This window comes from Citrobacter sp. SX206 (assembly GCF_024181025.1).
Lineage (GTDB): Bacteria > Pseudomonadota > Gammaproteobacteria > Enterobacterales > Enterobacteriaceae > Citrobacter > Citrobacter youngae.
In genome coordinates this window covers 2,082,033-2,108,319 of record NZ_CP049738.1, presented here as the reverse complement: position 1 = coordinate 2,108,319, position 26,287 = coordinate 2,082,033, and the positions used below count along the sequence as shown (strand labels likewise).

Below are 26,287 nucleotides of genomic sequence, written 5' to 3'. Positions count from 1 at the left end.
CGGATGGAGGCATTTTTATTTGCATCATTACTCTTCGTTTTTTTTCTGCTGACTCAGACCATACTCGCGTAACTTATTGGCGATCGCGGTATGTGAAACCCCCAGGCGTTTAGCCAGTTTACGCGTGCTGGGATAATTCATATAAAGCTGCGTCAACACGGAACGTTCAAAGCGGCTGGTGATCTCATCCAGCGACCCTTCCATCACTTCTTCTCCGACGGCAACTGTCGCAGCATCATAATCCGGCAATAAGATATCCTGCGGACGCAGTTCATAGCCCTCAAGCTGAGTTAACGCCCGATAGATAGCATTTTTAAGCTGACGCACATTGCCCGGCCAGCCGTAGCGGGTGAGCACCGTGCTGAGATCGGCAGACAACTTCGGACGCGGTACACCCTGCTCATCGGCAAAACGCGCTACAAACAGCTCTGTGAGTGGCATAATATCTTGTGGGCAATCGCGTAGCGGCGGCAGATTAAGCGTCAGGACATTCAGACGATAATAGAGATCTTCGCGGAAAAGACCTTTCTGCACCAGTTCCACCAGGTTCTTTTGCGTCGCGCAGATTACACGAACATCAACATGAACTTCATGATCTTCACCCACGCGACGGAACGTCCCGTCATTGAGGAAGCGCAGCAATTTCGTCTGCATGCGCGGCGACATTTCGCCAATCTCATCCAACAACACTGAACCGCCATTCGCCTGCTCGAAGAACCCTTTTTTACCTTCCGGGGCGTGACCAAACAGTTCGCTTTCTACCGCATCTTCAGGAATAGACGCGCAGTTCAGCGCCAGATAAGGTTTTGACGCACGTGGGCTCGCCAGATGGCAGGCATGCGCAAAGAGATCTTTGCCCGTACCGGTATTCCCGGTGATCAGCAGCGGCGCACTCAGCGTCGCCAACTTGCGCGCCTGTTCAACAACGTGTTTCATTTTGGCGCTTACGGCAATAATCTGGCTGAATGCGCTCAGATCCTGGGTGGTCATGTTTTGCAATTGACGGCCCATGCGGAGGGTAGAACGCAACATGACAACGGCACCGGTCAGCATTTGCTCCTGATTTTCGCCCTGCAAATGGACCGGCGTAATTTCCATCAGGAAGTTCTGTCCGTTAATCACCACATGTTCACTATGGGAATCCTGCGGATTACTTTCCAGCCAGCGCTGGAAGTTAAACCCATTAATGAGCTGTGCCGCCGTGTGGTTGCGCATCCGCTCCTGGGGATGGGCAAAAAGCTGGCAACTTGCCGGGTTTGCCATCTCCACTTTGCTTTTCATATCCAGAGAAAGAACGGGTTCAGGCAATGCTTCAAGCAACGCGCTAAGCGCCAGATGTTCGCGTTCGGAAGGCATCCAGGGCACGGTACGGACGTCCGTTACCCCTGCGATGCGGCGGATTTCAGCCATCAGGCTGCTGAAGTTAGTGAACTCCAGCTCCGCAAAATTAAGGTAAATTCGCCCGATGGGGTCAATCTCGATACCGCGTAAATCAATGCTTCTCAGCACCAGTAAATCGAGCAATTCGCGGGTCAGACCAAGACGGTCTTCACAAAAGACTTCCAAACGCATAGGAACCTTCACCTGGACAAGGGATTATGTATTAAATGATAAGCCAGTATTGGGTTAGCAGGAAGGACTCTGTCAACAAATATTGACAGCACGCTGGAAAATTGGGCGCCGGGGCGTAAAGTTATACGATCGGCACCCGTATTTACTCAACTTTCACGCGGGGATTTGTTCTTTTGTAAGGTCTCTTTCACCTGACCGATCAACTGACGGCGGAAATCCCCCAGTCGCGGTTTATCATCATCAATCCACGGTAATGGACGGCACAGCTCCATCGCTTTAATCCCCAGACGCGCGGTTAACAAGCCCGCGCCAATACCCTGCGCGGCACGCGTGGATAACCGGGCCGCTAAATCCTGCGACATCCAGTCCATCCCCACTTCCCGCACCAACTCGCTGGCCCCGGCAAAAGCGATATTTAACAGTACCAGACGAAACAGGCGCAGGCGGCTGTAATAGCCGAGTTCGATGCCATACAGCGTAGCTATACGGTTAATCAACCGCAGATTTCGCCAGGCAATAAACGCCATATCCACCAACGCTAACGGGCTGACGGCAATCATCAGCGTGGATTCCGCCGCAGAACGACTGATCTCACGTCGTGCTTGCGCATCCAGCACTGGCTGCACCAGGTGGGCATACAGGCTCACAACTTCCCTATCATTCTGCGTTTCATGGATAGAGGCATACCAGCGTTGTAGCGCAGGATGAGACTGATCGATACCCGCCTGCTGCGCCAGCTTTTCACAAAATGCGCGGCCTTTTCCGGTTCCGTGACTGTGTAACAGATCACGCGCTTCATCACGCTCGTGTGCGCGTTGACGCAAACGCCACAGCCGACGCCACTCGGTTGCCACCGACCCAACGCCTGCGCCAATAATCAGCGCACCCGCAGCACAGCCCCCCAGCGCGACCCAGTCCTGAGTCTGCCAGGCGTTCATGGTCCACTGCACACCCTGAGCGACAACGCTTACGCCAAACAGTGCCAACCCGCCCATCACCATCTTGCGCCACAGACTGCGTTTAGGGCGAAGGGCCGCATCAATAACGGCTTCTGCCTGACCTTCGTCTTCCAGTGGTTCATCCACTGTCGCCGGAGAAAAAGTCTGCGCCTCCGTATCGTTGAACATTTGCTGTGCTTTAAATGCCGTGTTTGGTTCCACTTCCAGTGGACCTGAGAAATCGATACGCGGTTTTAACGGCTCGCTCATCGCAATTTATCTCCTATTAAAAACTCCAGCGCGGCATCCAGGCGAATATGCGGTAAGGGTTTATCTACATCCATGACCTGCGGGCGAAAGGCTTCAAACTGGAAACCCTGGCGATCCCAAAAAGCCTGGCCCGGTAAACGCGCTGGGACTTCTCCCGGATAGACGGTCAACGGCTCGCCGTCGCTCAGGCGATTGCCGCGCAACGCGGGGATCTTCTCGCCCTTCACATCAATCAGGCCGCTGGTGGTTGCCTGCACCGATGCCAGTCCCAGACAGTCCATACTGATGCCTTCAAACGCAGCATTTTGCCAGGCGTCCTGAATCAATTGCTGCAACAACGACACCATATTGGCATGTTGATCGACCGTAACGTGGTCGGCCTTGGTGGCAGCGAACAGCAACTTATCGATTACCGGCGAGAACAACCGGCGGAACAACGTGCGCTGACCATAATGAAAACTTTGCATCAGTTGTGTCAGCGCCAGTCGCATATCGTTAAACGCCTGTGGTCCGCTGTTAAGCGGTTGCAGGCAATCGACCAGCACAATTTGGCGATCAAAGCGCAGGAAGTGATTCTTGTAGAACCCTTTCACGACCTTTTCGCAGTAGTAATTAAACCTGTCGCGTAACATACCTGCGTTGGTATGTTTATCCGCCTGTGCCAGTTTTGACTCACCAAAAGCATCAACATCCGGCCACGGGAAAAATTGCAGCGCAGGTGCGCCAGCCATGTCCCCCGGCAGCACAAAGCGCCCGGGCTGAATGAAATGCAATCCCTGCTGTTTGCACTGATGCAGATAATCTGTCCACGCCGCGGCGATTTCCGCCAGACGGTTTTCGTCAGCAGGCGCCAGCGGGTCAAGCCCCTCGCATAGCTGCCGCCATCTGGCCGACCATTCACCTCGCTGGCCCTGCAATAATCCGGTCATTTGCCGTGACCAGCCAAGGTAATCCTGGGCCAGCATCGGTAAATCGAGCAGCCACTCCCCCGGATAATCGACGATCTCCAGGTACAACGTGGACGTATCTTTAAAGTGACGCAGCAAAGAATCGTTGGATTTGTAGCGCAACGCCAGGCGAATTTCACTGACGCCACGCGTTGGCGTCGGCCAGGTTGGCGGAGAGCCATAAAGCTGCGCCAGTCCCTCATCATAGGTAAAGCGCGGAATACCAAAATCGCGCTGAGGAACCCGCTTTACGCCAAGCAGACGCTCTTCACGCACACAACTGAGCAACGGCAGGCGTGCACCGGCATGAATATTGAGTAACTGGTTTACCATTGCGGTAATAAACGCTGTTTTACCGCTGCGGCTAAGTCCGGTGACAGCCAGGCGCAGATGCCGATCTACGCCGCGATTAACCAGCGAGTTGAGTTCATTTTTAAGTCGCTTCATCGCCATCCCGTTATGCTGAAGGAACCGAAGAAATTATAACAAACAGGGAGCAAACATAAGGTTTAATACTGAGTTATCAACTCCCTGAAAGAAATCAGGCGACATCATTCATGTCGCCTTTAGCCAAAAGAAAGCATGCGGATTATTTATTCTCTACTTTAGGAAGATGAATCCCGCTAATACCGCCTTCGTTGGTTACCTGTGTATAGCCCATCCCGGTCAGCATATCTTTTGCCATCCCGGATTGACGACCTGAGTTGCAATACAACTTCACGGTGTCGGTCTTATCAGGGACTTCTGCCGCAATTCGTGCCTGCAAATCCTTTAAAGGGATGTTGATGGCCCCCTGAAGGTGTTCCTGCTGATATTGTTCAGGAACACGAACATCAATCCAGTGCTCGGCCGCAAATACCGGCATCCCGATGACCAGCGCTAGTGCGAATACTCCTTTTTTCAACATAGTATCGTTCCGTTAAATGATGGAAAGTCACCTAACACTATATACTTGATCTTAAGGAAATATTGCGAGCATGCTATCACTGGCCGTAGCGTTGGGAAATTTTCCTGGCAACCTTGCTCAATAATGGCTCCAGTACCAACACCAGCAACATTTTTAACGGACGGCGGGCCACTGATTTCACCGCCCACCCCGCAACACCTGCGGGGCCGTAGCGAAGCGCAGTCAAAAGTACCAGCTTGCCTGCTATTTTAAAGCCCGGCTTAACCCTTTGCCCGGCACGTTGCCAGCGATTATTCATTTCAATCCTCACAATTGACGGAAACGACTGCGCAGTGTGAAGGTGTCCGATGTCACATAACGCTCCATTTCACGCAAACGCTTTTCACTCGCGGCCAGTTCACGATCGACGGAATCTAGCAGTTCCCCGCTTGATGGCTGTTGGTCGCCGGATACGACGTTGTCCGGCATTGGGTCCAGCACAAACGTCAACACGATATAGGCAACTACGGTGAAAAAGGCCAGACCAAAAAAGACTGACAGTACCACCAGGATCCTTACCAGCTTCACGGGGACATCAAGATAGTGCGCAATACCAGCACAGACCCCTTTAACCATGCCCTGCTGCGGGATACGCCACAGCTTTTTGTTCAGGTTAACGCCCCCCATTAGCGGTCCCTCCAGTTTGGATGTTCGGCATCAAGGATATCTTCCAGCGCCTGAATACGTTCACGCATACGCTGTGCATCATTGTTGAGCTCTACCAGACGTTGCTGATCGCTTTGCGACAGTTCACCACGGCTGGAACGATTGCTGTAATGCAGCCACAGCCAGATCGGCAAAACGAACAGCACAAAGATAGTTAACGGAATGGCCAGAAATAGCGCGCTCATGAGTACTCCTTACAGGTGATGAGCGGCGGCGCGTTCGGGCACCGCCAGATGTTATTATTGCTTGTCTTGCTGCATTTTGGCTTTAAGCTGCGCCAGCTGCTCGCTGATTTCATCATCTGCTTTCAGGTCAGCAAATTGCTGATCCAGAGATTTTTGCTTACCGAAGTTATGGCTTTCGGCTTCCGCTTCCATCTGATCAATACGGCGCTCAAAAGATTCGAAGCGGGCCATTGCTTCATCCAGTTTGCCGCTATCCAACTGACGACGGACATCACGAGAAGAACTCGCCGCCTGATGACGCAACATCAATGCCTGCTGACGAGCCCGGGTTTCACTGAGTTTATTTTCCAGCTCACCAATCTCTTTTTTCATCCGCGCCAGCGTATCGTCAACCAGCGTCACTTCATGCTCCAGAGAGGCAATTAAATCGGTCAGTTTCTGCTTTTCAATTAATGCAGAACGCGCCAGATCTTCTTTCTCTTTACGCAGCGCCAGCTCAGCTTTTTCTTGCCACTCCGCCTGCTGCGCACTGGCCTGTTCAATCCGGCGGGACAGCTGTTTTTTTTCTGCCAGTGCACGCGCTGAGTTAGATCGAACCTCAACCAGCGTGTCTTCCATTTCCTGAATCATCAACCGCACCAGTTTCTGCGGATCTTCGGCCTTTTCCAGCAACGCATTAATATTGGCGTTCACGATGTCGGCAAAACGAGAAAAAATACCCATAATGTAATCCTCACTTACTGTTCTGATATCGGGCAATGCCCTGCTGCTTCCATAATGCACTTGTCGTGCCAACTTTTTATATTATTGATTTTGAAGATAATATCTAATTTTACCTGACGAGATAATTAGGGTAAATTGGTGAATAACACTAACAAATGGTGAATTTCATCATGGCAGGATACAAAGATACTCTTCTGGGGGAAGCAAACAGCTTCATTGAAGTGCTGGAACAAGTCTCCCATCTGGCCCCCCTGGAAAAACCCGTGCTGGTTATCGGTGAGCGTGGCACAGGAAAAGAGTTAATCGCCAACCGTCTGCACTACCTTTCCACTCGTTGGCAAGGACCGTTTATTTCTCTTAATTGTGCGGCGCTGAACGAAAATTTACTCGATTCCGAACTCTTCGGCCATGAAGCTGGCGCTTTTACCGGAGCGCAAAAACGCCATCCTGGCCGCTTCGAGCGCGCCGACGGTGGCACACTTTTTCTTGATGAACTGGCAACCGCACCGATGTTGGTACAGGAGAAATTGCTGCGCGTTATTGAGTATGGAGAGCTCGAGCGCGTAGGCGGTAGCCAGCCGCTGCAGGTTAACGTGCGCCTGGTCTGTGCCACCAATGCCGACTTACCGAGAATGGTCAGTGAAGGTACTTTCCGCGCAGACCTGTTGGATAGACTGGCCTTTGATGTCGTGCAACTTCCACCTTTACGGGAGCGTAAAAGCGACATCATGTTGATGGCCGAACATTTTGCGATTCAAATGTGCCGCGAGATTGGATTACCGCTGTTTCCCGGTTTTAGCACACAAGCCAGAGAAACACTTCTCCACTATCGCTGGCCGGGCAATATCCGCGAATTGAAAAACGTTGTTGAACGCTCAGTATACCGACATGGTACCAGCGATTATCCGCTGGACGAGGTAGTGATAGATCCGTTTAAGCGCCACACTACAGACGTTCAGCAGCAGGAAACCCCCTCTACAGCGGCAACGTTACCGCTGGATCTGCGCGCATTCCAGCAACAGCAAGAAAAGACGTTTCTGCAAACCAGCCTACAACAGGCAAAATTTAACCAGAAAAAGGCCGCCGAACTGCTTGGGCTGACGTACCATCAGCTCCGCGCGTTGCTTAAAAAACACCAGATTTAGCGATGCATTACCGACCGTTAAGCGCCTTCATGTGCAAAATCCTCCACAAAGCACATTGAAATAGTACCGTTTAACGGTTCCCACATATCATCATTCTTGCATAAGTTTCATACTGACTCCATAATGAATGAGCGTTCATTCACATAATCATTACAAGGCGACCAACACGGATACGCCTTGAGGATCCTCTTTAGAAACTGACAGCAGGTAAATTATGGCTAAAAAAACGCTTCGACTTTCCTTCCCCCAGTGGCAGGGAGGCAACAATCCCCCCTATCATCTCGGATCACTTCTGTTGTCCTTTCTCTCGCCTGAAGCGAAAGGCCCCGTCGAGGATGTTCCGGTTGCTTTACCTGAAAGCGAGCCGCTGAGTGTAATAGATGGTATTACTGGTAAACCACAGATTCTTAAACAGTTGAACGATGCGGTGACGCGTATTGAAAAACACGATCCCGACGCGATTGTCGTATTGGGCGGTGACTGCCTGGTTTCTTTGGTGCCCTTCGCGCATCTGCTGAATAAGTACGGTGATAAGCTGGGCGTGCTTTGGATCGACTCTCACCCCGACGTGCAGACGGCTGAACAGTATCCAAATGCGCATGCCCATGTACTTGGCGCACTGATTGGCACGGGCGATAAAGATTTAGTGGACCACGTCACACACAAGGTTTCGCCGTCAAAAATTATGATTGCCGGCATTCACAATCCACTGATATACGAAAGCGACTATCTGGCCCATCACCGGATTGCGACGGCTGGCCCTGATGATGTCAAAAACGGTGCCAACGAGGTCATGGAATGGATTGCCCGCGAACACATTGAATATCTGGCGATTCATATTGATCTGGATGTTCTGGACCCGTCACTTTTCCGTTCTGTTTTGTTCGCCAAACCAGGCCGAGGGGAACATGATTTTGGCGATGTGGCCGAGGGTAAGCTGACTATTGAAGAGGTGCTTAAACTGGTTAATCTTGCCACTGCAAACGCCGAGGCCGTCGGGCTTACCATTGCTGAACATCTGCCGTGGGATATGGTGAACCTGAAGAACATGCTCAGTGCATTACCTCTCATGAAGTAACGCAAGATATCAATAAATCTCATCGCTGGTTCCAGGCCTCAAAGCACGGTAAAGTTTCGCCATAGATTCAAAGATAAAGGTCGATATGCTAAAGAATACTGAAACCTACCATAAGCTTATTACCGCTGCCGCAGCCTGTTTTGCTGAGAAAGGATTCAATGCAACCAGCGTGCGCGAAATTTCCACGCGTGCAGGTATCAGCCAGGGAGCCATGTACACTTACTTCAAAAGTAAGGATGAGCTTATTCGGGCAATCGTTCTGGAAGAGCAAAACACTGCGCTGGCTGCCCATAATGAGCCCTGTAGCGGATCGTTTTTTGATCGTCTTTGCAAGCAGGTCGTTTCTTGCATAAGCGATGTCGGTTACCCTGTCACGCACAACCTTTGGATAGAGATCATGGCCGAATCGGCACGCAATCCGGAACTCAGGGAAGCGTTTATCGCCAGTGATAACATCATGCGACAAAGCATTGCGGGAATAATTGCGCAAGGTATCGCCGCAGGAGAGTTTCGTCGGGATATTAACCCACAAGCGATAACCATCATTCTGTTTGCATTTATTGACGGACTGATTGCCCGTAAGGCTATTAACCCTGCGTTCTCATTGGAAACAGATGTACCAGCGTTCCCTGATTTAATGTCAAAGTTGCTTAAATAAAATACTTCCCGAGCCTGCTTTCTGATCTTGCCCCTGCCCACTTCGCGCCAGAAGTGGGCATTGCGGGCGTCAACACAATCAATACATAAAGTATCAATTTATACAATTGTCGGTGAATTGCAGCTGAACTCCCTACCACGAGTAAAAGCAAAAAATCATTTCTGCGCACTCATCATTCCTGCCCGACCTCACAGCCATAAATCCTAACGTTATACAAGCATTTCAGCGGGTATGCCGATCGTTTTACGTCGTCCACAGGGCCATGTCGCTGAAAAAAGAGACTGGATGCCAGGATGACGATGGTGTATAAAATAATACAAACAGTATTATTTTATACTAAATGAATTATCAATACTTAAGCTGGAGATTGAACCATGCCCACCAATATTACCCAGAACACAACGACGGATAGCTTCCCGCCAGCAGGCCATTACTCACATAGTGTGACTGCCGGAGGATTCGTTTTCATTTCTGGACAGCTACCTGTCACGACTAATGGCGAAAGAAAAGCGGAAGCTTCTTTTGAAGAACAGACCAGACTGGCTCTACAGAATGTTGATGCTTGTCTGGCAGGAGCCGGCGTTTCCCGTCAGCACCTGGTATCGGTACGCGTCTATGTCACGGACATTAATCAGTGGCCGACGTTTAATCGGATCTACGGCGAATGGATCGGTGATTCCCGTCCAGCCCGTGCTGTCGCTGGCGTTGCAGAGCTTCATTACGGCTTTGCCGTAGAAATTGAAGCCATTGCGTTAGCACAACAAGTGTGACTATTAACTGTTACAGGTGAACAACAATGACTGAAATGACACTACCTGATTACCACGATGTTGCCGCGGCCGCTGAGCGTATCGCAGGTTATGCGAACAAGACACCGGTTATGACATCACGAACGGTGAATGAAGAGTTTGGTGCTGACGTTTTCTTCAAATGCGAAAACTTCCAGCGGATGGGGGCATTTAAGTTTCGCGGCGCGATGAATGCTTTGCGCCAGTTTACACCAGAACAGAGAGCAGCCGGCGTCGTGGCTTTTTCATCCGGAAACCATGCTCAGGCAATTGCCCTGTCCGCAAAATTACTGGGTATTCCGGCGACAATTATCATGCCGCACGATGCGCCAGCCGCTAAGGTTGCTGCCACGAAAGGGTATGGCGGACATGTCGTGATGTACGACCGTTATACTGAAGATCGTGAAAAAATTGGCCGGGATCTGGCAGAAAAACAGGGACTAACGCTGATCCCACCTTACGATCACCCGCACGTTATTGCAGGCCAGGGTACTGCCACGAAAGAACTGATTGAAGAAGTTGGTGCTCTGGATGCCCTTTTTGTTTGTCTGGGTGGTGGCGGTCTTCTATCTGGTTCCGCACTGGCCGCGCGACACTTGTCCCCTGATTGTCTTATCTATGGTGTGGAACCTGAGGCAGGCAACGACGGTCAACAGTCGTTTCGCAGTGGCAAAATTGTGCACATCGATACGCCGAAAACCATTGCAGATGGCGCGCAAACCCAACATCTAGGACAGCATACCTTTCCACTGATCCAGAAACATGTTAACGATATTCTGACGGTTTCAGATGATGAATTAATTGCCGCAATGAAATTTATCGCGGAACGAATGAAAATGGTCGTGGAGCCAACAGGCTGCCTTGGTTTTGCCGCCGCGAGAGCGCGAAAAGCAGGCCTTCGGGGAAAGAGAATCGGCATTATCATCAGTGGTGGCAATGTTGATATCAACCGCTACAGTGAATTCCTTGCAGGGTAATCTCATTAAGGTATCTGCGGTGCGGATACCTTATCGCTATACGCCTGTTCCAGTCTGGAAAAGAAGCCCCAGGACGCTGTAAACTGGCCGCCATAATGGCAACAGGCATCACTGCAGGAGACTGGCATGCCAAAAACCGACGATAACTCGCTACTCAATCAAATTGAAACCATCGCCAAAGGACTGAGCGATACCTTCTCTCCGTTTTGCGAGGTTGTGGTTCATGACCTCAAGAACCCTGAGCATGCGATCTTATCCATACATAATAATCTGTCCGGTCGCAAAGCTGGCCAGCCCGCAACGGAGCTTGGACTGGCGCGGATCGCATCACCTGATTTTCCTAACATCGTTGCCAACTACAGCAATCAGTTTGCTGATGGTCGCCCGGTAAAAAGTACCTCTATTGGCATCAAGGACGAACAAGGCAAATACATCGCGGCGCTATGCCTGAATGTTGATATGACGCTATTTCGCGGGATGCAGAGTGCGCTTGCACGGTTTACTGAAACCGAGTGCTCACCTGTCAGCGAACACCTCGATCCTGGCAGTAATGAAGTGATTCGCCAGCGTATTGATAACTTTGCGGCTGAACGTGCAACAACGGCGCGAGCGCTGAAAACAGAAGACAGAAAGGTACTGATTCAACAATTGCGTAAGGAAGGTTTACTGAACGTACGAAAATCCATGGATACGGTGGCGCAGCATCTGGGAGTGTCCAGAGCAACCGCATACCTGTACGCCCGTCAGGCTAACGCTATCGGCGAATAAGTTGGTCGTTTGACTGGCGAGCAGCGAACTTCACGCATTGCGATCTGACCAATTCTGAACTGGGTGATTTAGATATTCGGGGCGTCGATTTACAAGGCGTTAAGATAGATAGTTACCAGGCCTCTTTGATCATGGAACGGTCTGGGCGGTTAGCCCTGGTTAATCAAGCCCGCAATACACCTGGGAGCGGTGAATCCCCGCCCCCTACGTATCTGTTCTGTTACCCTTCAGGCATTGCTGAAGAGTGGTGGGTGGAAATTTTCCACGCCTTCCCATCCCATGCGTAAGTAAACGTATAACGGGCCGAAACAGTCGATTTGTCTGCGAAGGTGAAGGTATAGGTACCAGCATCAATCGCCTTATTACAGCCAAGACGAATGGTACGACTGTCAATTTTCCCGGTCGGTTTCTTTGCCAGAAAATGTTCAAAATAATCCTCACGCTCAGCATCTGTTAAGCGGGCTTTATTTGACACCGTGGGAAGTAATACTGCATCACTAAGATAATTTTCAGATACTGTCTTCGCGTTACCCGTTTTCAGTGATTCATTCCACTTGTCGAATAGCGCTTCGATTTGCGCTTTGTTCACCTTCACACATTCTGGGGCCGGAGTCGCAAAAACGGGGCCCGATAAAAGGATCAGTGAACAAGCAAAACCAAGTAATTTCTTCATAGTAATCATTCCATTAATGGTTAGATGGCCACAAGAAGGTCATTGATAACCGGATAGTCAAATCACCTGTAATAACCAATAGAAACCATTAACATACGCCGGGTGTAGAAAATAAAGACGTTAAATAAATGAGTAATTAATACAATGAAATAATTAGATATTTTGGCATTGATGCTCTGTATTTAACATAACCCACTACCTGAATGATTATAGTTCAGCATGCATATGATTTCTGTCCCCCTTCCCGAATCTCTTTAACGCTATCCCTTCCTTACGTTTCGGTACTTGCGACACCCCAGCACATAAATTTGGCATAGCTATACCCTCATGAAACTCGCGCTTCGTTTATTACGGGTCAGATGAGGCATGAAAATGCTAAGATAGTTTATGAGTTATATTCAAAGTGGAGCGCTGGTATGAATATTGACCAGGCCGCGACGTAGAATTTGCGACTAACTGTATGGTTGCCCCCAAACTCAAACGGTAATGGCGAATGTCATTAAATATTAGTAAGATAGCTTCTTTATTCATAGTCCCTTAAAATTATGCGCCTGGTTTTATCAACTCTGATCGTAATGGCTGGACTTCTGAGTGGTCAGGCTGTTGCCGCGCCTCTGCAGACCACGCACGCTGATATTCGTGACAGCGGCTTTGTCTATTGCGTCAGCGGGCAAGTCAATACATTCAACCCACAGAAAGCGAGCAGCGGCCTGATTGTCGACACTCTGGCAGCCCAACTCTATGACCGGCTACTTGATGTGGATCCGTACACCTACCGACTGGTGCCAGAACTGGCTGAGAGCTGGGAAGTGCTGGACAACGGCGCAACCTACCGTTTCCACTTGCGCCGCGACGTTTCGTTTCAAAAGACGGCCTGGTTTAAGCCTACCCGTAAGCTAAATGCAGATGATGTGGTATTTACCTTCGAGCGCATATTTGACCGTCACCATCCGTGGCACAACGTCAATGGCAGCAGCTTTCCCTACTTCGATAGCCTGCAATTCGCTGATAACGTGCAAAGCGTGCGCAAGCTGGATAACAACACGGTTGAATTTCGTCTGACTCAGCCAGATGCCTCCTTCCTGTGGCATCTGGCGACACACTATGCCTCTGTAATGTCGGCTGAATATGCCACACAACTGGCCAAACAGGATCGCCAGGAATTACTCGACAGGCAGCCCGTCGGTACCGGACCGTTCCTGCTTTCAGAAAACCGCGCGGGGCAATATATTCGTCTACAACGTCACGAAAAATTCTGGCGCGGCACGCCCCTGATGCCACAGGTCGTTGTGGATCTCGGTTCAGGCGGCACCGGACGGTTATCAAAGCTCCTGACCGGGGAGTGCGACGTTCTGGCCTGGCCCGCGGCCAGTCAGCTCACCATATTACGTGATGACCCACGCCTGCGCCTGACGCTGCGTCCTGGAATGAACATTGCCTATCTGGCATTCAACACCAATAAACCGCCGCTGGATAACCCCGCAGTGCGGCATGCGCTGGCACTGGCCATTAACAACCAGCGTCTGATGCAGTCTATCTACTACGGTACGGCAGAAACTGCAGCATCTATTTTGCCCCGCGCCTCGTGGGCTTATGACAACGAAGCTAAGATTACTGAATACAACCCGGCTAAATCCCGTGAGCAGCTAAAAGCACTGGGACTTGAGAACCTGACGTTGCAACTGTGGGTCCCGACCAGCTCTCAGGCCTGGAATCCGAGTCCGCTGAAAACAGCGGAACTGATCCAGGCAGATATGGCGCAGGTGGGTGTGAAAGTGAAGATCATCCCGGTTGAAGGTCGTTTTCAGGAGGCGCGATTAATGGATATGAACCATGATCTGACGTTGTCAGGTTGGGCGACGGACAGTAACGATCCTGACAGTTTTTTCCGACCGTTGCTCAGTTGCGCCGCCATCAACTCACAGACTAACTTCGCACACTGGTGCAATCCGCAGTTCGACAGCATTTTACGCAAAGCGCTGTCTTCGCAGCAGCTCTCCTCGCGTATTGACGCCTATGACGAAGCACAAAATATCCTGGCGCAAGAGTTGCCGATCCTGCCGTTGGCCTCATCATTGCGTCTACAGGCTTACCGCTATGACATCAAAGGTCTGGTGCTAAGTCCGTTCGGGAATGCGTCCTTTGCCGGGGTTTCCAGGGAAAAGACTGATGAGGTGAAAAAACCATGATTATCTTCACCCTGCGCCGCTTCTTATTGCTGCTGGTCACCCTGTTCTTCCTGACATTCATTGGGTTCAGCCTGAGCTACTTCACCCCCCATGCGCCGTTACAAGGCGCATCGCTGTGGAACGCCTGGATATTCTGGTTCAACGGTCTGATCCACTGGGATTTTGGCGTTTCCAGTATTAACGGTCAGTTAATCTCAGAACAGCTGAAAGAGGTTTTCCCAGCCACGATGGAGCTGTGTATTCTTGCCTTTGGGTTTGCGCTGATGGTCGGGATCCCCATCGGCATGCTGGCCGGCATCACACGTAATAAATGGCAGGATCGCTGCATCAGCGCATTGGCTCTGATGGGGTTTTCCATTCCCGTTTTTTGGCTGGCGCTGCTGCTGACGCTCCTCTTCTCACTGACTCTCGGCTGGTTACCCGTTTCGGGACGTTTCGATCTACTTTACGAAGTAAAACCGGTGACCGGTTTCGCCATTATTGATGCGTGGATCTCTGACTCCCCCTGGCGCGACGAAATGTTGGTTAGCGCAATCCGTCATATGGTGCTTCCGGTATTGACGCTTTCCGTCGCACCCACCACGGAGGTCATTCGCCTGATGCGTATCAGCACCATTGAGGTCTTCGATCAGAACTATGTCAAAGCGGCAGCCACGCGCGGTTTGTCACGCTTCACCATTCTGCGTCGCCACGTATTGCACAACGCACTTCCGCCGGTCATTCCTCGTCTTGGATTACAGTTTTCCACCATGCTGACGCTGGCGATGATCACCGAGATGGTCTTTAGCTGGCCAGGGCTGGGACGTTGGTTGATTAACGCGATTCGCCAGCAAGACTACGCCGCTATTTCGGCGGGTGTGATGGTGATTGGCTCCCTGGTTATTATCGTTAACGTCATCTCTGATATTTTGGGTGCTATGGCTAACCCTCTGAAACATAAGGAATGGTATGCCTTACGATAGCGTATATAGCGAGAAGCGCCCACCCGGAACGCTACGCACCGCATGGCGTAATTTTTATGGCGATGCTTCTGCGATGGTGGGTCTGTACGGTTGTGCGGGACTGGTCATTCTGTGTGTGTTTGGTGGCTGGTTTGCCCCTTACGGCATCGATCAGCAATTTCTTGGCTACCAACTGTTGCCACCGTCCTGGTCACGCTATGGCGAAGTGTCATTCTTCCTCGGAACTGACGATCTGGGCCGCGACGTATTAAGCCGTCTGCTCAGCGGCGCGGCCCCGACCGTTGGCGGTGCGTTTGTCGTTACCCTCGCCGCCACACTCTGCGGTCTGTTGCTGGGCGTGGTTGCCGGGGCAACGCACGGACTACGCTCAGCGGTGCTGAACCACATTCTGGATACCCTGCTGTCAATTCCATCGCTACTGCTGGCCATTATTGTGGTGGCTTTTGCCGGGCCACATCTGACGCATGCGATGTTCGCCGTCTGGCTGGCTTTACTGCCGCGTATGGTGCGCTCCGTCTACAGCATGGTGCATGACGAGCTGGAAAAAGAGTATGTCATTGCTGCTCGTCTGGATGGCGCGAGCACGCTCAATATCCTGTGGTTTGCAATTCTGCCGAATATCACTGCCGGTCTTATCACTGAAATCACCCGAGCACTGTCAATGGCGATTCTGGATATCGCTGCCCTGGGCTTCCTTGATCTCGGCGCACAACTGCCCTCCCCAGAATGGGGCGCCATGCTCGGCGATGCGCTGGAGTTGATCTATGTTGCGCCGTGGACCGTCATGCTGCCCGGAGCGGCAATTATGATAAGTGTGCTGCTGGTAAATCTGTTAGGTGACGGCGTACGCCGCGCAATTATTGCGGGGGTGGAATAATGCCATTACTGGATATCCGCAACCTGACTATCGAGTTCAGGACCGGTGACGACTGGGTGAAAGCAGTGGACCGCGTCAGCATGACGCTAAACGAAGGTGAGATCCGTGGACTGGTCGGTGAATCGGGTTCAGGTAAAAGTTTGATCGCTAAGGCCATCTGCGGCGTCGCCAAAGATAACTGGCGCGTTACCGCGGACCGCATGCGTTTTGATGATATCGACCTGTTGCGCCTTTCCGCCCGCGAGCGACGTAAGCTGGTCGGTCATAACGTGTCCATGATCTTTCAGGAGCCGCAGTCTTGTCTGGATCCGTCTGAACGTATTGGACGCCAACTGATGCAAAACATTCCCGCCTGGACTTACAAGGGGCGCTGGTGGCAACGTATCGGCTGGCGCAAACGCCGCGCGATTGAACTGCTGCACCGCGTCGGGATAAAAGATCATAAAGATGCCATGCGCAGTTTCCCTTATGAGCTGACCGACGGTGAGTGCCAGAAGGTCATGATCGCCATCGCACTGGCAAACCAACCTCGCCTGCTGATTGCAGATGAACCCACCAATGCGATGGAACCCACAACCCAGGCGCAAATTTTTCGTCTGCTGACTCGACTGAATCAAAACAGCAATACCACCATTTTGTTGATCAGCCATGACCTGCAAATGCTCAGCCAATGGGCAGACAAAATCAACGTAATGTACTGCGGACAAACGGTGGAAACCGCGCCCAGTAAAGATTTGGTGACGATACCTCATCACCCTTATACGCAAGCGCTGATTCGCGCCATTCCTGATTTTGGTAGCGCAATGCCGCATAAAAGCCGCCTGAATACCATGCCAGGAGCAATTCCGTTGTTAGAACAGTTGCCCATCGGCTGTCGTCTGGGGCCGCGTTGCCCTTATGCGCAGCGCGAATGCATTGAAACCCCAAGACTGACCGGAGCAAAGAATCATCTCTACGCCTGTCATTTCCCGCTGAATATGGAGAGAGAGTGAGATGGTAGAAACCCTGCTCGAAGTGCGTAATCTGAGCAAAACCTTCCGCTACCGGACGGGATTATTTCGCCGCCAGACCGTCGAAGCCGTTAAACCGCTGAGCTTTACGCTGCGTGAACGTCAAACGCTCGCTATTATTGGCGAGAACGGCTCAGGCAAGTCCACGCTGGCGAAAATGCTGGCTGGGATGGTTGAGCCGACCAGCGGCGAGCTGCTGATTGACGATCATCCGCTAAAATATGGCGATTATTCATTTCGTAGTCAGCGTATTCGCATGATTTTCCAGGATCCGTCAACGTCGCTAAACCCACGGCAGCGTATCTCACAGATCCTCGATTTTCCGTTACGCCTGAATACCGATCTGGAGCCTGAACAGCGCCGCAAACAGATTGTGGAAACTATGCGTATGGTAGGTCTGCTACCCGATCATGTTAGCTACTATCCGCATATGCTGGCCCCAGGGCAAAAACAGCGTCTGGGCCTTGCCCGTGCGCTGATTTTGCGGCCAAAAGTTATTATCGCCGACGAAGCGCTGGCTTCTCTGGATATGTCGATGCGATCACAGCTCATCAACCTGATGCTGGAATTACAGGAAAAACAAGGGATTTCGTATATCTATGTGACCCAACATATTGGGATGATGAAACACATCAGCGACCAGGTGTTAGTCATGCATCAGGGCGAAGTTGTCGAGCGCGGCAGTACGGCAGACGTGCTGGCCTCTCCGCTACATGAGCTGACTCGTCGTCTTATTGCAGGGCATTTTGGCGAGGCGCTTACCGCCGATGCCTGGCGGAAAGACCGTTAATCAGATAATAGCCCACCAGGACGGGAGGGCTATCCGTTCTGTCATCAGTGACAAAACCGGGGCAAGAGTAGCGCGTCAACCTCAGAGAACGTGACTGACGGGAAAATTTCACCCTGCATCGCCCAAACGCCGGCGGTGCAGACTTCCTCGATAAGATGGGTCGTATCTATCCCCTCAACCACAACGCGCTCGCAATATCCCCTGATATTTTTAATCAACACCGGGAAAATTGTTTTTTCTACCTGTGACAGGAAGAAGTCGCGATCCATTTTCACAACGTCAAAACGGCCGCACACCAGCGGACTCGCGCCAATACTGCCAGATCCGAGATCGCCCAACCACAAGGCATTTGGGCCATCACTCAGCGAATTAATCAGCAGGTTGTTCAGGCAAACTGTATTCGACAGAAAGCGTTCTGAGAGTTCCAGCGCAATAAAGGGCATGGAATGCAAGGCCGACTTAATGACGGGATCACCAATTGCTAATAGCGCCATTTCATCAATAAGGCTTAGCGTACAGAGCAGATTATTGTTCTCGAACCAATTACGCTTTTCTGCAATTAACCGAATTTGCTCAAGCATGAAATTACGTTTTTGTTCGCTACTCCATGCCGAAATGATGGAATCTGCGTGTAACGGATGAACCGTCTCAGAGGTGAAGCGGGCGAGCATCTCAACACCCAGCAACTTATCTGTTGTGTCTCTCATCGGTTCCGCGATGAAATGATAGTGCATAAGACCACTCCAATTGATCATAACGTCCTGATAATGCACTTTTAATCACAATCAATCAATAATATCGATCAATGAATCGATATTGATCGATAAAAACAATATATCATAACTAAATGAATATGGTCATATTTTTTGTTTTAAGAATGTTCTTACATTGATATGTGTTAAAACATCGACTAGAGGTCAGATCATACCATTTTAACCCTCTGACGCCTTGTATTTTCACCTTATACCCCTGCTCTTCTCTGGTTGGATGAGGCAGAACCAGGGGGGAGTGATATACTCCTCACGTGCAATGAATAGTGACAGGCCACCAGGTGCTGACAACGATTCCCTGCCCTCTGAAATGCCGATTACTGCTGCTCACCGTCTGGTGAATAGCAGAGAAAGATCGTGACACAAGGGGCAAAGAGTGGGATATAATTTCACACCAATTTCGAGTGACCTTGAAATTGCAATCATAACTCATTGATTGCTAAAAAAATAAGTAATGACTATAAGGATTAAAGCTATGGGTTTTCTTTCCGGTAAGCGCATTCTGGTGACCGGTCTTGCCAGTAAACTGTCCATCGCCTATGGTATCGCACAGGCGATGCACCGCGAAGGCGCTGAACTGGCGTTCACCTACCAGAACGACAAACTGAAAGGCCGCGTGGAAGAATTTGCCGCTCAGCTGGGTTCCAACATCGTACTGCAGTGTGATGTGGCTGAAGACGCCAGCATCGACACCATGTTCGCTGAACTGGGCAAAGTCTGGCCGAAATTCGACGGTTTCGTACATTCCATCGGTTTCGCACCTGCTGACCAGCTGGATGGCGACTACGTGAATGCGGTCACCCGCGAAGGCTTTAAAATTGCTCATGACATCAGCGCATACAGCTTTGTTGCAATGGCAAAAGCATGCCGTTCAATGCTGAACCCTGGTTCTGCACTGCTGACGCTGTCCTACCTGGGTGCAGAGCGCGCGATCCCGAACTACAACGTAATGGGTCTGGCGAAAGCCTCTCTGGAAGCCAACGTTCGTTATATGGCTAACGCGATGGGTCCTGAAGGCGTGCGTGTGAACGCAATCTCCGCCGGCCCAATCCGTACTCTGGCGGCTTCCGGTATCAAAGATTTCCGTAAAATGCTGGCACATTGCGAAGCGGTTACGCCGATTCGTCGTACCGTTACCATTGAAGATGTGGGCAACTCTGCGGCATTCCTGTGCTCAGACCTGTCCGCCGGTATCTCCGGTGAAGTCGTTCACGTTGACGGCGGCTTCAGCATCGCCGCAATGAACGAACTGGAACTGAAATAATCTTTCAGACTTCCTCTATGGGCGACGCTCCGTCGCCCATTATTTTCCTCTCCCTTCTCCTTCGCTCGTGGCTATATATGCTTTTCTGATATTTATTATCACTTAACAATCTTTCATCACCTCATTCGCTTACGTCAGGATATCGCAGCGCAAACGATCCGGCGTACAGGTATGACGACGTATCCGGGTCGCCACTTTTTAGACCAAGGAACGCCCATGGAACAACGCCGAATTGAAGGCAAAAGCCACTGGTATCATGAGACACAGTCCAGTACATATCCGCAAGATGTTCTACCGTTGGTGCCCGAAGCCGCACACGTAGAGGACCGATTTTTGCTGGATCTGACAATACCTGCCGTTGCGCTTTTACCCTTTCAGTCCTGGTTAGAACCTGCCCGTAAACTTGCTCAACTTCTCTTCCCAGTGCATGTTTCTCTGGATTCAATGCACACGTTCAGCGCCTATGAACGTATGAGTACCGCTTTAACCGTCGCACAGGTTTGTGGCGTACAGCGTTTATGTAATCATTATGCTGCACGTCTGACCCCCCTTCCTGGCCCTAATTCATCCAGGGAAAGCAACCACCGACTGGCGCAAATCACCCAATATGCTCGCCAGCTAGCCAGCTCTCCGGACGTCATCGGCTCACGCGATCGCCAGCATCTGGAGGCGGTTGGCCTCACGACCAGCGACAGTGTTCTGATGAATCAAATCGTTGGCTTTGTCGGCTTTCAGGCCCGCGTCGTTGCGTTGTTTCAGGCCTGGTTTGGCCATCCTGTGCGACGCATTCCAGGCCTTGATATTCAGCAATTTGCCGAGGCATCCCCCTTTAGTGCAGAAGAAGCACAGTGGCACACCGCCGACCTGCCAATTGAAAAACATCTTGCCGGCGCAGAAGCACATGCCAGCCATACTCCCATTGTGTTGCAAGCGCTGAGGCCATTACTTCAACACTCACCTGAAGAACTGGCGTTATTTGAAGCGCTTTTTACCAGCACATTACACAGCGATGTGCAATCACGGACATTTTCTCTGACCACGCTGTTCACATCGCGGATTAACGGTAGCGTGTCCTGCTTCAATGAGTACGCCCTCTCAGCCACTGAGCTCACTGAGCTCACTGAGATTATTACCGTACTTCGCCAGGATGAGCGCCAAATACAGCGTTGGGAGCAACGACATCCGGTTGAGCGCGTCACCCTGCAGGCGGTACAATGGCTAACCCGGGCGCCCGATCGCTTTAGCACCGCACTGCTTACTCCGTTACTCGACCAGGGTATATCTTCAGAACAGGCAATTAACGTACTGGCCTGGAGCGGATTGTGCGGATGGTTAAATCGTTTGAAGATCGCGTTGGGCGAGACGTATTAACCGATCCACTTGCTGAAAGAGCGCTTGCTGCGACTGGCAGATTCGCGTAAAACTGTCAGCCGCTCTTTCAGCCACGAAAATAGACAATTATGCTTCAGGACAACCCGCTGCTAGCGCAGCTTAAACAGCAACTACATTCCCAGACGCCACGTGCTGAAGGGGTGGTAAAAGCCACGGAAAAAGGCTTTGGCTTCCTGGAAGTCGATGCACAAAAAAGCTATTTCATTCCACCGCCGCAGATGAAAAAAGTGATGCATGGCGACCGCATTGTGGCGGTTATCCATACGGAAAAAGATCGCGAATCTGCCGAACCGGAAGAACTGATCGAGCCGTTCCTGACGCGCTTCGTGGGCAAAGTTCAGGGTAAGAATGACCGCCTGTCCATTGTGCCGGATCATCCGCTCCTGAAAGATGCGATTCCCTGCCGCGCCGCGCGTGGCGTTGAACATGAATTTAAAGAAGGTGACTGGGCTGTTGCAGAAATGCGTCGCCACCCGTTAAAAGGCGACCGCACCTTCTACGCCGAGTTAACCCAATTTATTACCTTCGCTGACGATCACTTCGTTCCGTGGTGGGTCACACTGGCTCGCCATAATCTGGAAAAAGAAGCACCCGATGGCATCGCCACTGAGATGCTGGATGAGGGTCTGGTGCGCGAGGACTTAACCGCACTGAACTTCGTCACCATCGACAGCGCCAGTACGCAGGACATGGATGACGCGCTTTACGCCGAAGAACAAACGGACGGTAAATTGCAGTTAACCGTCGCGATTGCCGATCCTACCGCCTGGATTGCTGAAGGCAGTAAGCTGGATAACATTGCAAAAATTCGTGCATTTACCAACTACCTGCCGGGGTTCAACATCCCAATGTTGCCGCGCGAGCTTTCGGACGATCTGTGTTCTCTGCGTGCTAACGAAATTCGCCCGGTTCTGGCCTGCCGCATGAGCATCACTGCTGACGGCACGATCGAAGACAATATCACCTTCTTCGCAGCAACGATTGAATCGAAAGCGAAGCTGGCCTACGACAATGTCTCTGACTGGCTTGAAGGCACGGGTGACTGGCAGCCGGAGAATGACGCAATTGCACAGCAGATCCATCTGCTGCACCGTATCTGTCTCAGCCGTGGCGAATGGCGCCATAATCACGCTCTGGTATTCAAAGACCGCCCGGATTACCGTTTTGTTCTCGGTGAAAAAGGCGAAGTACTGGATATCGTGGCGGAACCGCGCCGCATCGCGAACCGCATTGTGGAAGAGTCCATGATTGCGGCGAACATTTGTGCTGCCCGCGTACTGCGCGACAAGCTGGGCTTTGGTATTTATAACGTGCATATGGGATTCGATCCGGCTAACGCAGAAGCACTGGCTGCCCTACTGAAAACCCATGGTATGCACGTTGATGCTGAAGAGGTCCTGACGCTGGAAGGCTTCTGTAAACTGCGTCGTGAACTGGATGCGCAGCCTTCCGGTTTCCTCGACAGCCGCATCCGCCGATTCCAGTCTTACGCTGAGATTAGCACCGAGCCGGGTCCGCATTTTGGTCTGGGCCTGGAAGCTTATGCCACCTGGACCTCGCCTATCCGTAAATATGGCGACATGATCAACCATCGCTTGCTTAAGGCCATCATCAAAGGTGAGACAATTTCCCGCCCGCAGGATGATACGACTTTGCAGATGGCTGAACGTCGCCGCCTGAACCGCATGGCCGAGCGTGATGTGGGTGACTGGCTGTATGCACGTTTTCTGAATGACAAAGCCGGCACCGACACCCGCTTTGCGGCCGAGATTATTGATGTCAGCCGTGGTGGTATGCGTGTACGTTTAATTGATAACGGCGCGGTAGCCTTTATTCCGGCCCCCTTCCTGCACGCGGTTCGTGATGAACTGGTGTGTAGCCAGGAAAGTGGTACGGTCCAGATCAAAGGTGAGGTGGTTTACAAAGTTACTGATGTCATTGATGTCACCATCGCCGAAGTGCGGATGGAAACCCGCAGCGTCATCGCGCGCCCTGCCGTATAATACGCATTAACTCAACGACCTTTCTCTTTTGTGAAAGGTCGTTTTCTTTTTTCCCGACCAATTGCCTGCCACGCACTACACTTCTTCCATCCAGTCAGATTTATTTTTTACTATTTTCCGTTCGCCAGCTTTGCTTTTTCCTGAATCTGGATTACACATAAATATATAAATAAAACAATATGTTCAGCCATCATCACCCTTTGAATTATGGCTACCCTTACTTTTGAGGCTCTATGCGCTTTAAACGGGATAGTACACATCATGAAAGACGTTCGGGAGCTGGCTACGTTGTATAGCTATGTGGGCACCCATAACCCCTACTGGCGTTTGTCAGAGGATTGCGACATCCTGCATTTCTCTATTGACGAAGCGGCAGAAACGAACCAAAACATCGAATTATCTCCTGAGCAAGCCGACCGCATTCGGGAGATGACGGTCATCACGTCAAGCCTGTTAATAACACTGTCGATTGAAGATGACGATATCCCTGTTCACCTGGTCGGGCGGAAAATAAATAAACGCGAATGGGCCGGAAGTGCATCCGCCTGGGATGATACCCCTCCGGTCGCCCGCGATTTGGCACAAGGACTTTCTTTTGCCGAACAGGTGGTCTCTGAAGCCAACTCCGTTATTGTCATCCTTGACCGCATGGGGAACATTCAGCGTTTCAATCGCCTGTGTGAAGAATATACCGGACTCAAAGAACGCGAAGTGATTGGTCAAAGTGTCTTCACGCTGTTTATGAGTCGACGCGAAGCCGCAGCCTCCAGACGCAACATCGATGTTTTCTTTCGCGAAGGTAACTCATATGAAGTCGAACGTTGGGTGAAGACCTGTAAAGGTCAGCGACTGTTTCTGTTTCGCAATAAATTTGTGCACAACGGCAGCGGTAAGAACGAAATATTTCTAATCTGCTCAGGTACCGATATCACCGAAGAACGGCGTGCTCAGGAACGCCTGAGAGTTCTGGCAAATACCGACTCCATTACCGGATTACCTAATCGGAATGCGATTCATGAACTGATCACTGAAGCCATTGAGAATGCAGGAGATACCCAGGTTGGTATTGTGTACCTCGACCTGGATAATTTCAAAAAAGTAAACGATGCCTACGGACATATGTTCGGCGATCAACTGTTGCAAAGCGTGTCACTGGCAATTCTCAGCTGTCTTGATGATAACCAGTTACTGGCCCGTTTTGGTGGCGATGAGTTTATTGTCCTCGCGACTCAAACATCTCAAGTGGCGCTGGAAGCCACGGCATCACGTATTTTGACCCGTTTGCGTCAGCCCTTCCGAATTGGCCTGATTGAGGTTTATACCGGTTGTTCGATTGGAATTTCCCTTGCACCACAGCATGGACACGACTGCGAGAGCGTTATTCGCAATGCCGATACTGCCATGTATACCGCAAAGGAAGGCGGACGGGGACAATTCTGCGTTTTCTCTCCGGAAATGAACCAGCGAGTCTTTGAGTATCTTTGGCTGGATACCAACTTGCGTAAGGCGCTGGAAAACGATCAACTGTTGATTCATTACCAGCCGAAAATAACATGGCGTGGTGAAGTACGTAGTCTGGAGGCGCTGGTGCGCTGGCAGTCCCCTGAACGTGGTCTCATTCCTCCGCTGGAGTTTATCTCCTACGCTGAAGAATCAGGCTTGATTGTGCCGCTGGGGCGCTGGGTTATTCTCGACGTTGTTCGTCAGGTCGCAAAGTGGCGCGATAAAGGGATTAATCTGCGAGTGGCCGTGAACGTTTCTGCTCGCCAGCTTGCCGATCAGACGCTGTTTACCGACCTGAAACAGGTGCTTCACGATCTCAATTTTGAATATTGCCCTATCGATGTCGAATTGACCGAGAGCAGTTTAATTGAAAACGAACACCTGGCACTGTCCGTTATTCAGCAATTTAGCCAGCTTGGGGCACAGATCCATTTAGATGATTTTGGGACGGGTTATTCATCGTTGTCTCAACTGGCCCGCTTCCCACTTGATGCCATTAAGCTGGACCAGGCGTTCGTCAGGGATATTCATAAACAACCCATTTCACAGTCGCTGGTGCGCGCTATTGTCGCAGTGGCGCAGGCGCTTAACCTACAGGTGATAGCTGAAGGCGTTGAAAGTACGAAAGAGGATGCTTTTTTGACCAAAAATGGCGTCAATGAACGTCAGGGTTTTTTGTTCGCCAAGCCAATGCCAGCCGCTGCATTTGAACGTTGGTATAAACGTCATCTGAATAAAAAATTGCGATAACGCAACAAGAAAAGTGCAAGGGATAAACGTGAAAAATAGCCATAAATGGACACTACGTGATGATCATATCTGTATGTAATCACAGAATATATAATATTCTCCAATCATTCATGTTAATACTATTTTTCCCTTCTCTTTTGGCATGAATTTCTGCATCATGAAATTCAAACCTTTTTGACATTAGGATGATGACCATGTCTGATACCGACGCACAACGTCTGGCCGAGCGCATTGATACTGTGCTGGATATTCTCGTTGCAGGCGATTACCACTCAGCGATCCACAATCTCGAAATTCTCAAGGCTGAACTGTTAGATACGGTCAAAGAAGATACAGCGTCTGTGTCAAAAAAACCGAAGGCCCCGTGGGAAATCTGATGACTTCACTCACGTTATGTCGCTGTAGCCATCAGATTTCAGATAACGCAGCTACCGTTTAATTTC

The 26,287-nt window shown here is 50.9% G+C and carries 26 protein-coding genes and 1 pseudogene; 17 read left to right on the top strand and 10 right to left on the bottom strand.

Going from position 1 to position 26,287, the window contains the following annotated elements; genetic code table 11:
• Positions 1–27 precede the first annotated feature (27 nt).
• The 8 genes from tyrR to pspA form a co-directional block, all read right to left on the bottom strand.
• Positions 28–1,572 (bottom strand): transcriptional regulator TyrR, encoded by a 1,545-nt coding sequence (gene tyrR / locus G8S19_RS10335; RefSeq protein ID WP_061067993.1) that lies wholly within the window; start codon positions 1,570–1,572, stop codon positions 28–30.
• Between the two features lie 146 nt (positions 1,573–1,718).
• Positions 1,719–2,780: a YcjF family protein gene (locus G8S19_RS10330; protein WP_124021166.1), complete on the bottom strand. Its 1,062-nt coding sequence runs from the start codon at positions 2,778–2,780 to the stop codon at positions 1,719–1,721.
• Positions 2,777–4,174: a YcjX family protein gene (locus tag G8S19_RS10325; RefSeq protein ID WP_048212579.1), complete on the bottom strand. Its 1,398-nt coding sequence runs from the start codon at positions 4,172–4,174 to the stop codon at positions 2,777–2,779. The genes G8S19_RS10330 and G8S19_RS10325 overlap by 4 nt, the downstream gene beginning before the upstream one ends.
• Positions 4,175–4,316: 142 nt before the next feature.
• On the bottom strand, positions 4,317–4,634 hold the full coding sequence (gene pspE, locus G8S19_RS10320) for a thiosulfate sulfurtransferase PspE (protein WP_048211521.1): 318 nt from the start codon (positions 4,632–4,634) through the stop codon (positions 4,317–4,319).
• 76 nt (positions 4,635–4,710) lie between these two features.
• Positions 4,711–4,932, bottom strand: a complete 222-nt coding sequence (gene pspD, locus G8S19_RS10315) for a phage shock protein PspD (RefSeq protein ID WP_040230893.1) — start codon at positions 4,930–4,932, stop codon at positions 4,711–4,713.
• Between the two features lie 8 nt (positions 4,933–4,940).
• Positions 4,941–5,300, bottom strand: coding sequence for an envelope stress response membrane protein PspC (gene pspC / locus G8S19_RS10310; RefSeq protein ID WP_048211520.1), 360 nt, complete (start codon positions 5,298–5,300; stop codon positions 4,941–4,943).
• Positions 5,300–5,524 (bottom strand): envelope stress response membrane protein PspB, encoded by a 225-nt coding sequence (pspB, locus tag G8S19_RS10305; RefSeq protein ID WP_048211519.1) that lies wholly within the window; start codon positions 5,522–5,524, stop codon positions 5,300–5,302. The genes pspC and pspB overlap by 1 nt, the downstream gene beginning before the upstream one ends.
• A gap of 54 nt (positions 5,525–5,578) precedes the next feature.
• Positions 5,579–6,247 (bottom strand): phage shock protein PspA, encoded by a 669-nt coding sequence (gene pspA, locus G8S19_RS10300; protein ID WP_003020532.1) that lies wholly within the window; start codon positions 6,245–6,247, stop codon positions 5,579–5,581.
• A 155-nt stretch (positions 6,248–6,402) separates the two neighbouring features.
• Between pspA and pspF the strand changes: the two genes are divergently transcribed.
• The 7 genes and pseudogenes from pspF to G8S19_RS10265 form a co-directional block, all read left to right on the top strand.
• Positions 6,403–7,392 (top strand): phage shock protein operon transcriptional activator, encoded by a 990-nt coding sequence (gene pspF / locus G8S19_RS10295; protein WP_163190173.1) that lies wholly within the window; start codon positions 6,403–6,405, stop codon positions 7,390–7,392.
• 214 nt (positions 7,393–7,606) lie between these two features.
• Positions 7,607–8,470 carry an arginase family protein gene (locus G8S19_RS10290; protein ID WP_101742273.1) on the top strand — a complete coding sequence of 288 codons (864 nt, stop codon included), beginning with the start codon at positions 7,607–7,609 and terminating at the stop codon, positions 8,468–8,470.
• Positions 8,471–8,555: 85 nt separating this feature from the next.
• Positions 8,556–9,128: a TetR/AcrR family transcriptional regulator gene (locus G8S19_RS10285; protein ID WP_061067996.1), complete on the top strand. Its 573-nt coding sequence runs from the start codon at positions 8,556–8,558 to the stop codon at positions 9,126–9,128.
• Positions 9,129–9,502: 374 nt separating this feature from the next.
• Positions 9,503–9,898, top strand: a complete 396-nt coding sequence (locus G8S19_RS10280) for a RidA family protein (RefSeq protein ID WP_199954026.1) — start codon at positions 9,503–9,505, stop codon at positions 9,896–9,898.
• 26 nt (positions 9,899–9,924) lie between these two features.
• Positions 9,925–10,893, top strand: a complete 969-nt coding sequence (locus G8S19_RS10275; RefSeq protein WP_101742274.1) for a threo-3-hydroxy-L-aspartate ammonia-lyase — start codon at positions 9,925–9,927, stop codon at positions 10,891–10,893.
• A gap of 126 nt (positions 10,894–11,019) precedes the next feature.
• On the top strand, positions 11,020–11,661 hold the full coding sequence (locus tag G8S19_RS10270) for a transcriptional regulator (protein WP_101742275.1): 642 nt from the start codon (positions 11,020–11,022) through the stop codon (positions 11,659–11,661).
• Between the two features lie 5 nt (positions 11,662–11,666).
• A pseudogene (locus G8S19_RS10265) lies at positions 11,667–11,807 on the top strand (pentapeptide repeat-containing protein); the annotation flags it as partial.
• A gap of 74 nt (positions 11,808–11,881) precedes the next feature.
• Here the strand turns inward: G8S19_RS10265 and G8S19_RS10260 are convergent.
• The gene (locus G8S19_RS10260) at positions 11,882–12,334 is read right to left on the bottom strand and encodes an SgcJ/EcaC family oxidoreductase (RefSeq protein WP_116360036.1); all 453 of its coding nucleotides are present in this window, start codon (positions 12,332–12,334) and stop codon (positions 11,882–11,884) included.
• Between the two features lie 545 nt (positions 12,335–12,879).
• On the opposite strand from G8S19_RS10260, the gene sapA reads away from it, so the two are divergent.
• The 5 genes from sapA to sapF are packed head-to-tail and all read left to right on the top strand — an operon-like array spanning position 12,880 to position 18,162.
• A complete protein-coding gene (gene sapA, locus G8S19_RS10255; protein ID WP_101742276.1) occupies positions 12,880–14,523 on the top strand; it encodes an ABC transporter substrate-binding protein SapA in 1,644 nt (547 codons plus the stop codon).
• Entirely contained in the window at positions 14,520–15,485 is a 966-nt protein-coding gene (sapB, locus tag G8S19_RS10250) for a peptide ABC transporter permease SapB (RefSeq protein ID WP_005126482.1), read from the top strand. Before sapA ends, sapB begins: the two co-directional genes overlap by 4 nt.
• On the top strand, positions 15,472–16,362 hold the full coding sequence (gene sapC / locus G8S19_RS10245; RefSeq protein WP_005126480.1) for a peptide ABC transporter permease SapC: 891 nt from the start codon (positions 15,472–15,474) through the stop codon (positions 16,360–16,362). Before sapB ends, sapC begins: the two co-directional genes overlap by 14 nt.
• The gene (gene sapD, locus G8S19_RS10240; protein WP_003020556.1) at positions 16,362–17,354 is read left to right on the top strand and encodes a peptide ABC transporter ATP-binding protein SapD; all 993 of its coding nucleotides are present in this window, start codon (positions 16,362–16,364) and stop codon (positions 17,352–17,354) included. Before sapC ends, sapD begins: the two co-directional genes overlap by 1 nt.
• Before the next feature lies 1 nt (position 17,355).
• A complete protein-coding gene (sapF, locus tag G8S19_RS10235) occupies positions 17,356–18,162 on the top strand; it encodes a peptide ABC transporter ATP-binding protein SapF (RefSeq protein WP_048211509.1) in 807 nt (268 codons plus the stop codon).
• A gap of 44 nt (positions 18,163–18,206) precedes the next feature.
• Here the strand turns inward: sapF and G8S19_RS10230 are convergent, their stop codons facing one another.
• A complete protein-coding gene (locus G8S19_RS10230) occupies positions 18,207–18,896 on the bottom strand; it encodes an EAL domain-containing protein (RefSeq protein ID WP_048212578.1) in 690 nt (229 codons plus the stop codon).
• 511 nt (positions 18,897–19,407) lie between these two features.
• Here G8S19_RS10230 and fabI point away from each other — a divergent pair.
• The 5 genes from fabI to G8S19_RS10205 all read left to right on the top strand — a co-directional run bounded on the left by fabI (position 19,408) and on the right by G8S19_RS10205 (position 26,221).
• Positions 19,408–20,196, top strand: coding sequence for an enoyl-ACP reductase FabI (gene fabI, locus G8S19_RS10225; protein WP_005126472.1), 789 nt, complete (start codon positions 19,408–19,410; stop codon positions 20,194–20,196).
• Positions 20,197–20,412: 216 nt separating this feature from the next.
• Entirely contained in the window at positions 20,413–21,567 is a 1,155-nt protein-coding gene (locus tag G8S19_RS10220; RefSeq protein WP_124021164.1) for a carboxymuconolactone decarboxylase family protein, read from the top strand.
• Between the two features lie 89 nt (positions 21,568–21,656).
• Positions 21,657–23,591 (top strand): exoribonuclease II, encoded by a 1,935-nt coding sequence (locus tag G8S19_RS10215; RefSeq protein WP_119922088.1) that lies wholly within the window; start codon positions 21,657–21,659, stop codon positions 23,589–23,591.
• A 261-nt stretch (positions 23,592–23,852) separates the two neighbouring features.
• On the top strand, positions 23,853–25,844 hold the full coding sequence (gene pdeR / locus G8S19_RS10210) for a cyclic di-GMP phosphodiesterase (protein WP_061068002.1): 1,992 nt from the start codon (positions 23,853–23,855) through the stop codon (positions 25,842–25,844).
• A gap of 194 nt (positions 25,845–26,038) precedes the next feature.
• Entirely contained in the window at positions 26,039–26,221 is a 183-nt protein-coding gene (locus tag G8S19_RS10205) for a hypothetical protein (RefSeq protein ID WP_048211505.1), read from the top strand.
• Positions 26,222–26,287 lie beyond the last annotated feature (66 nt).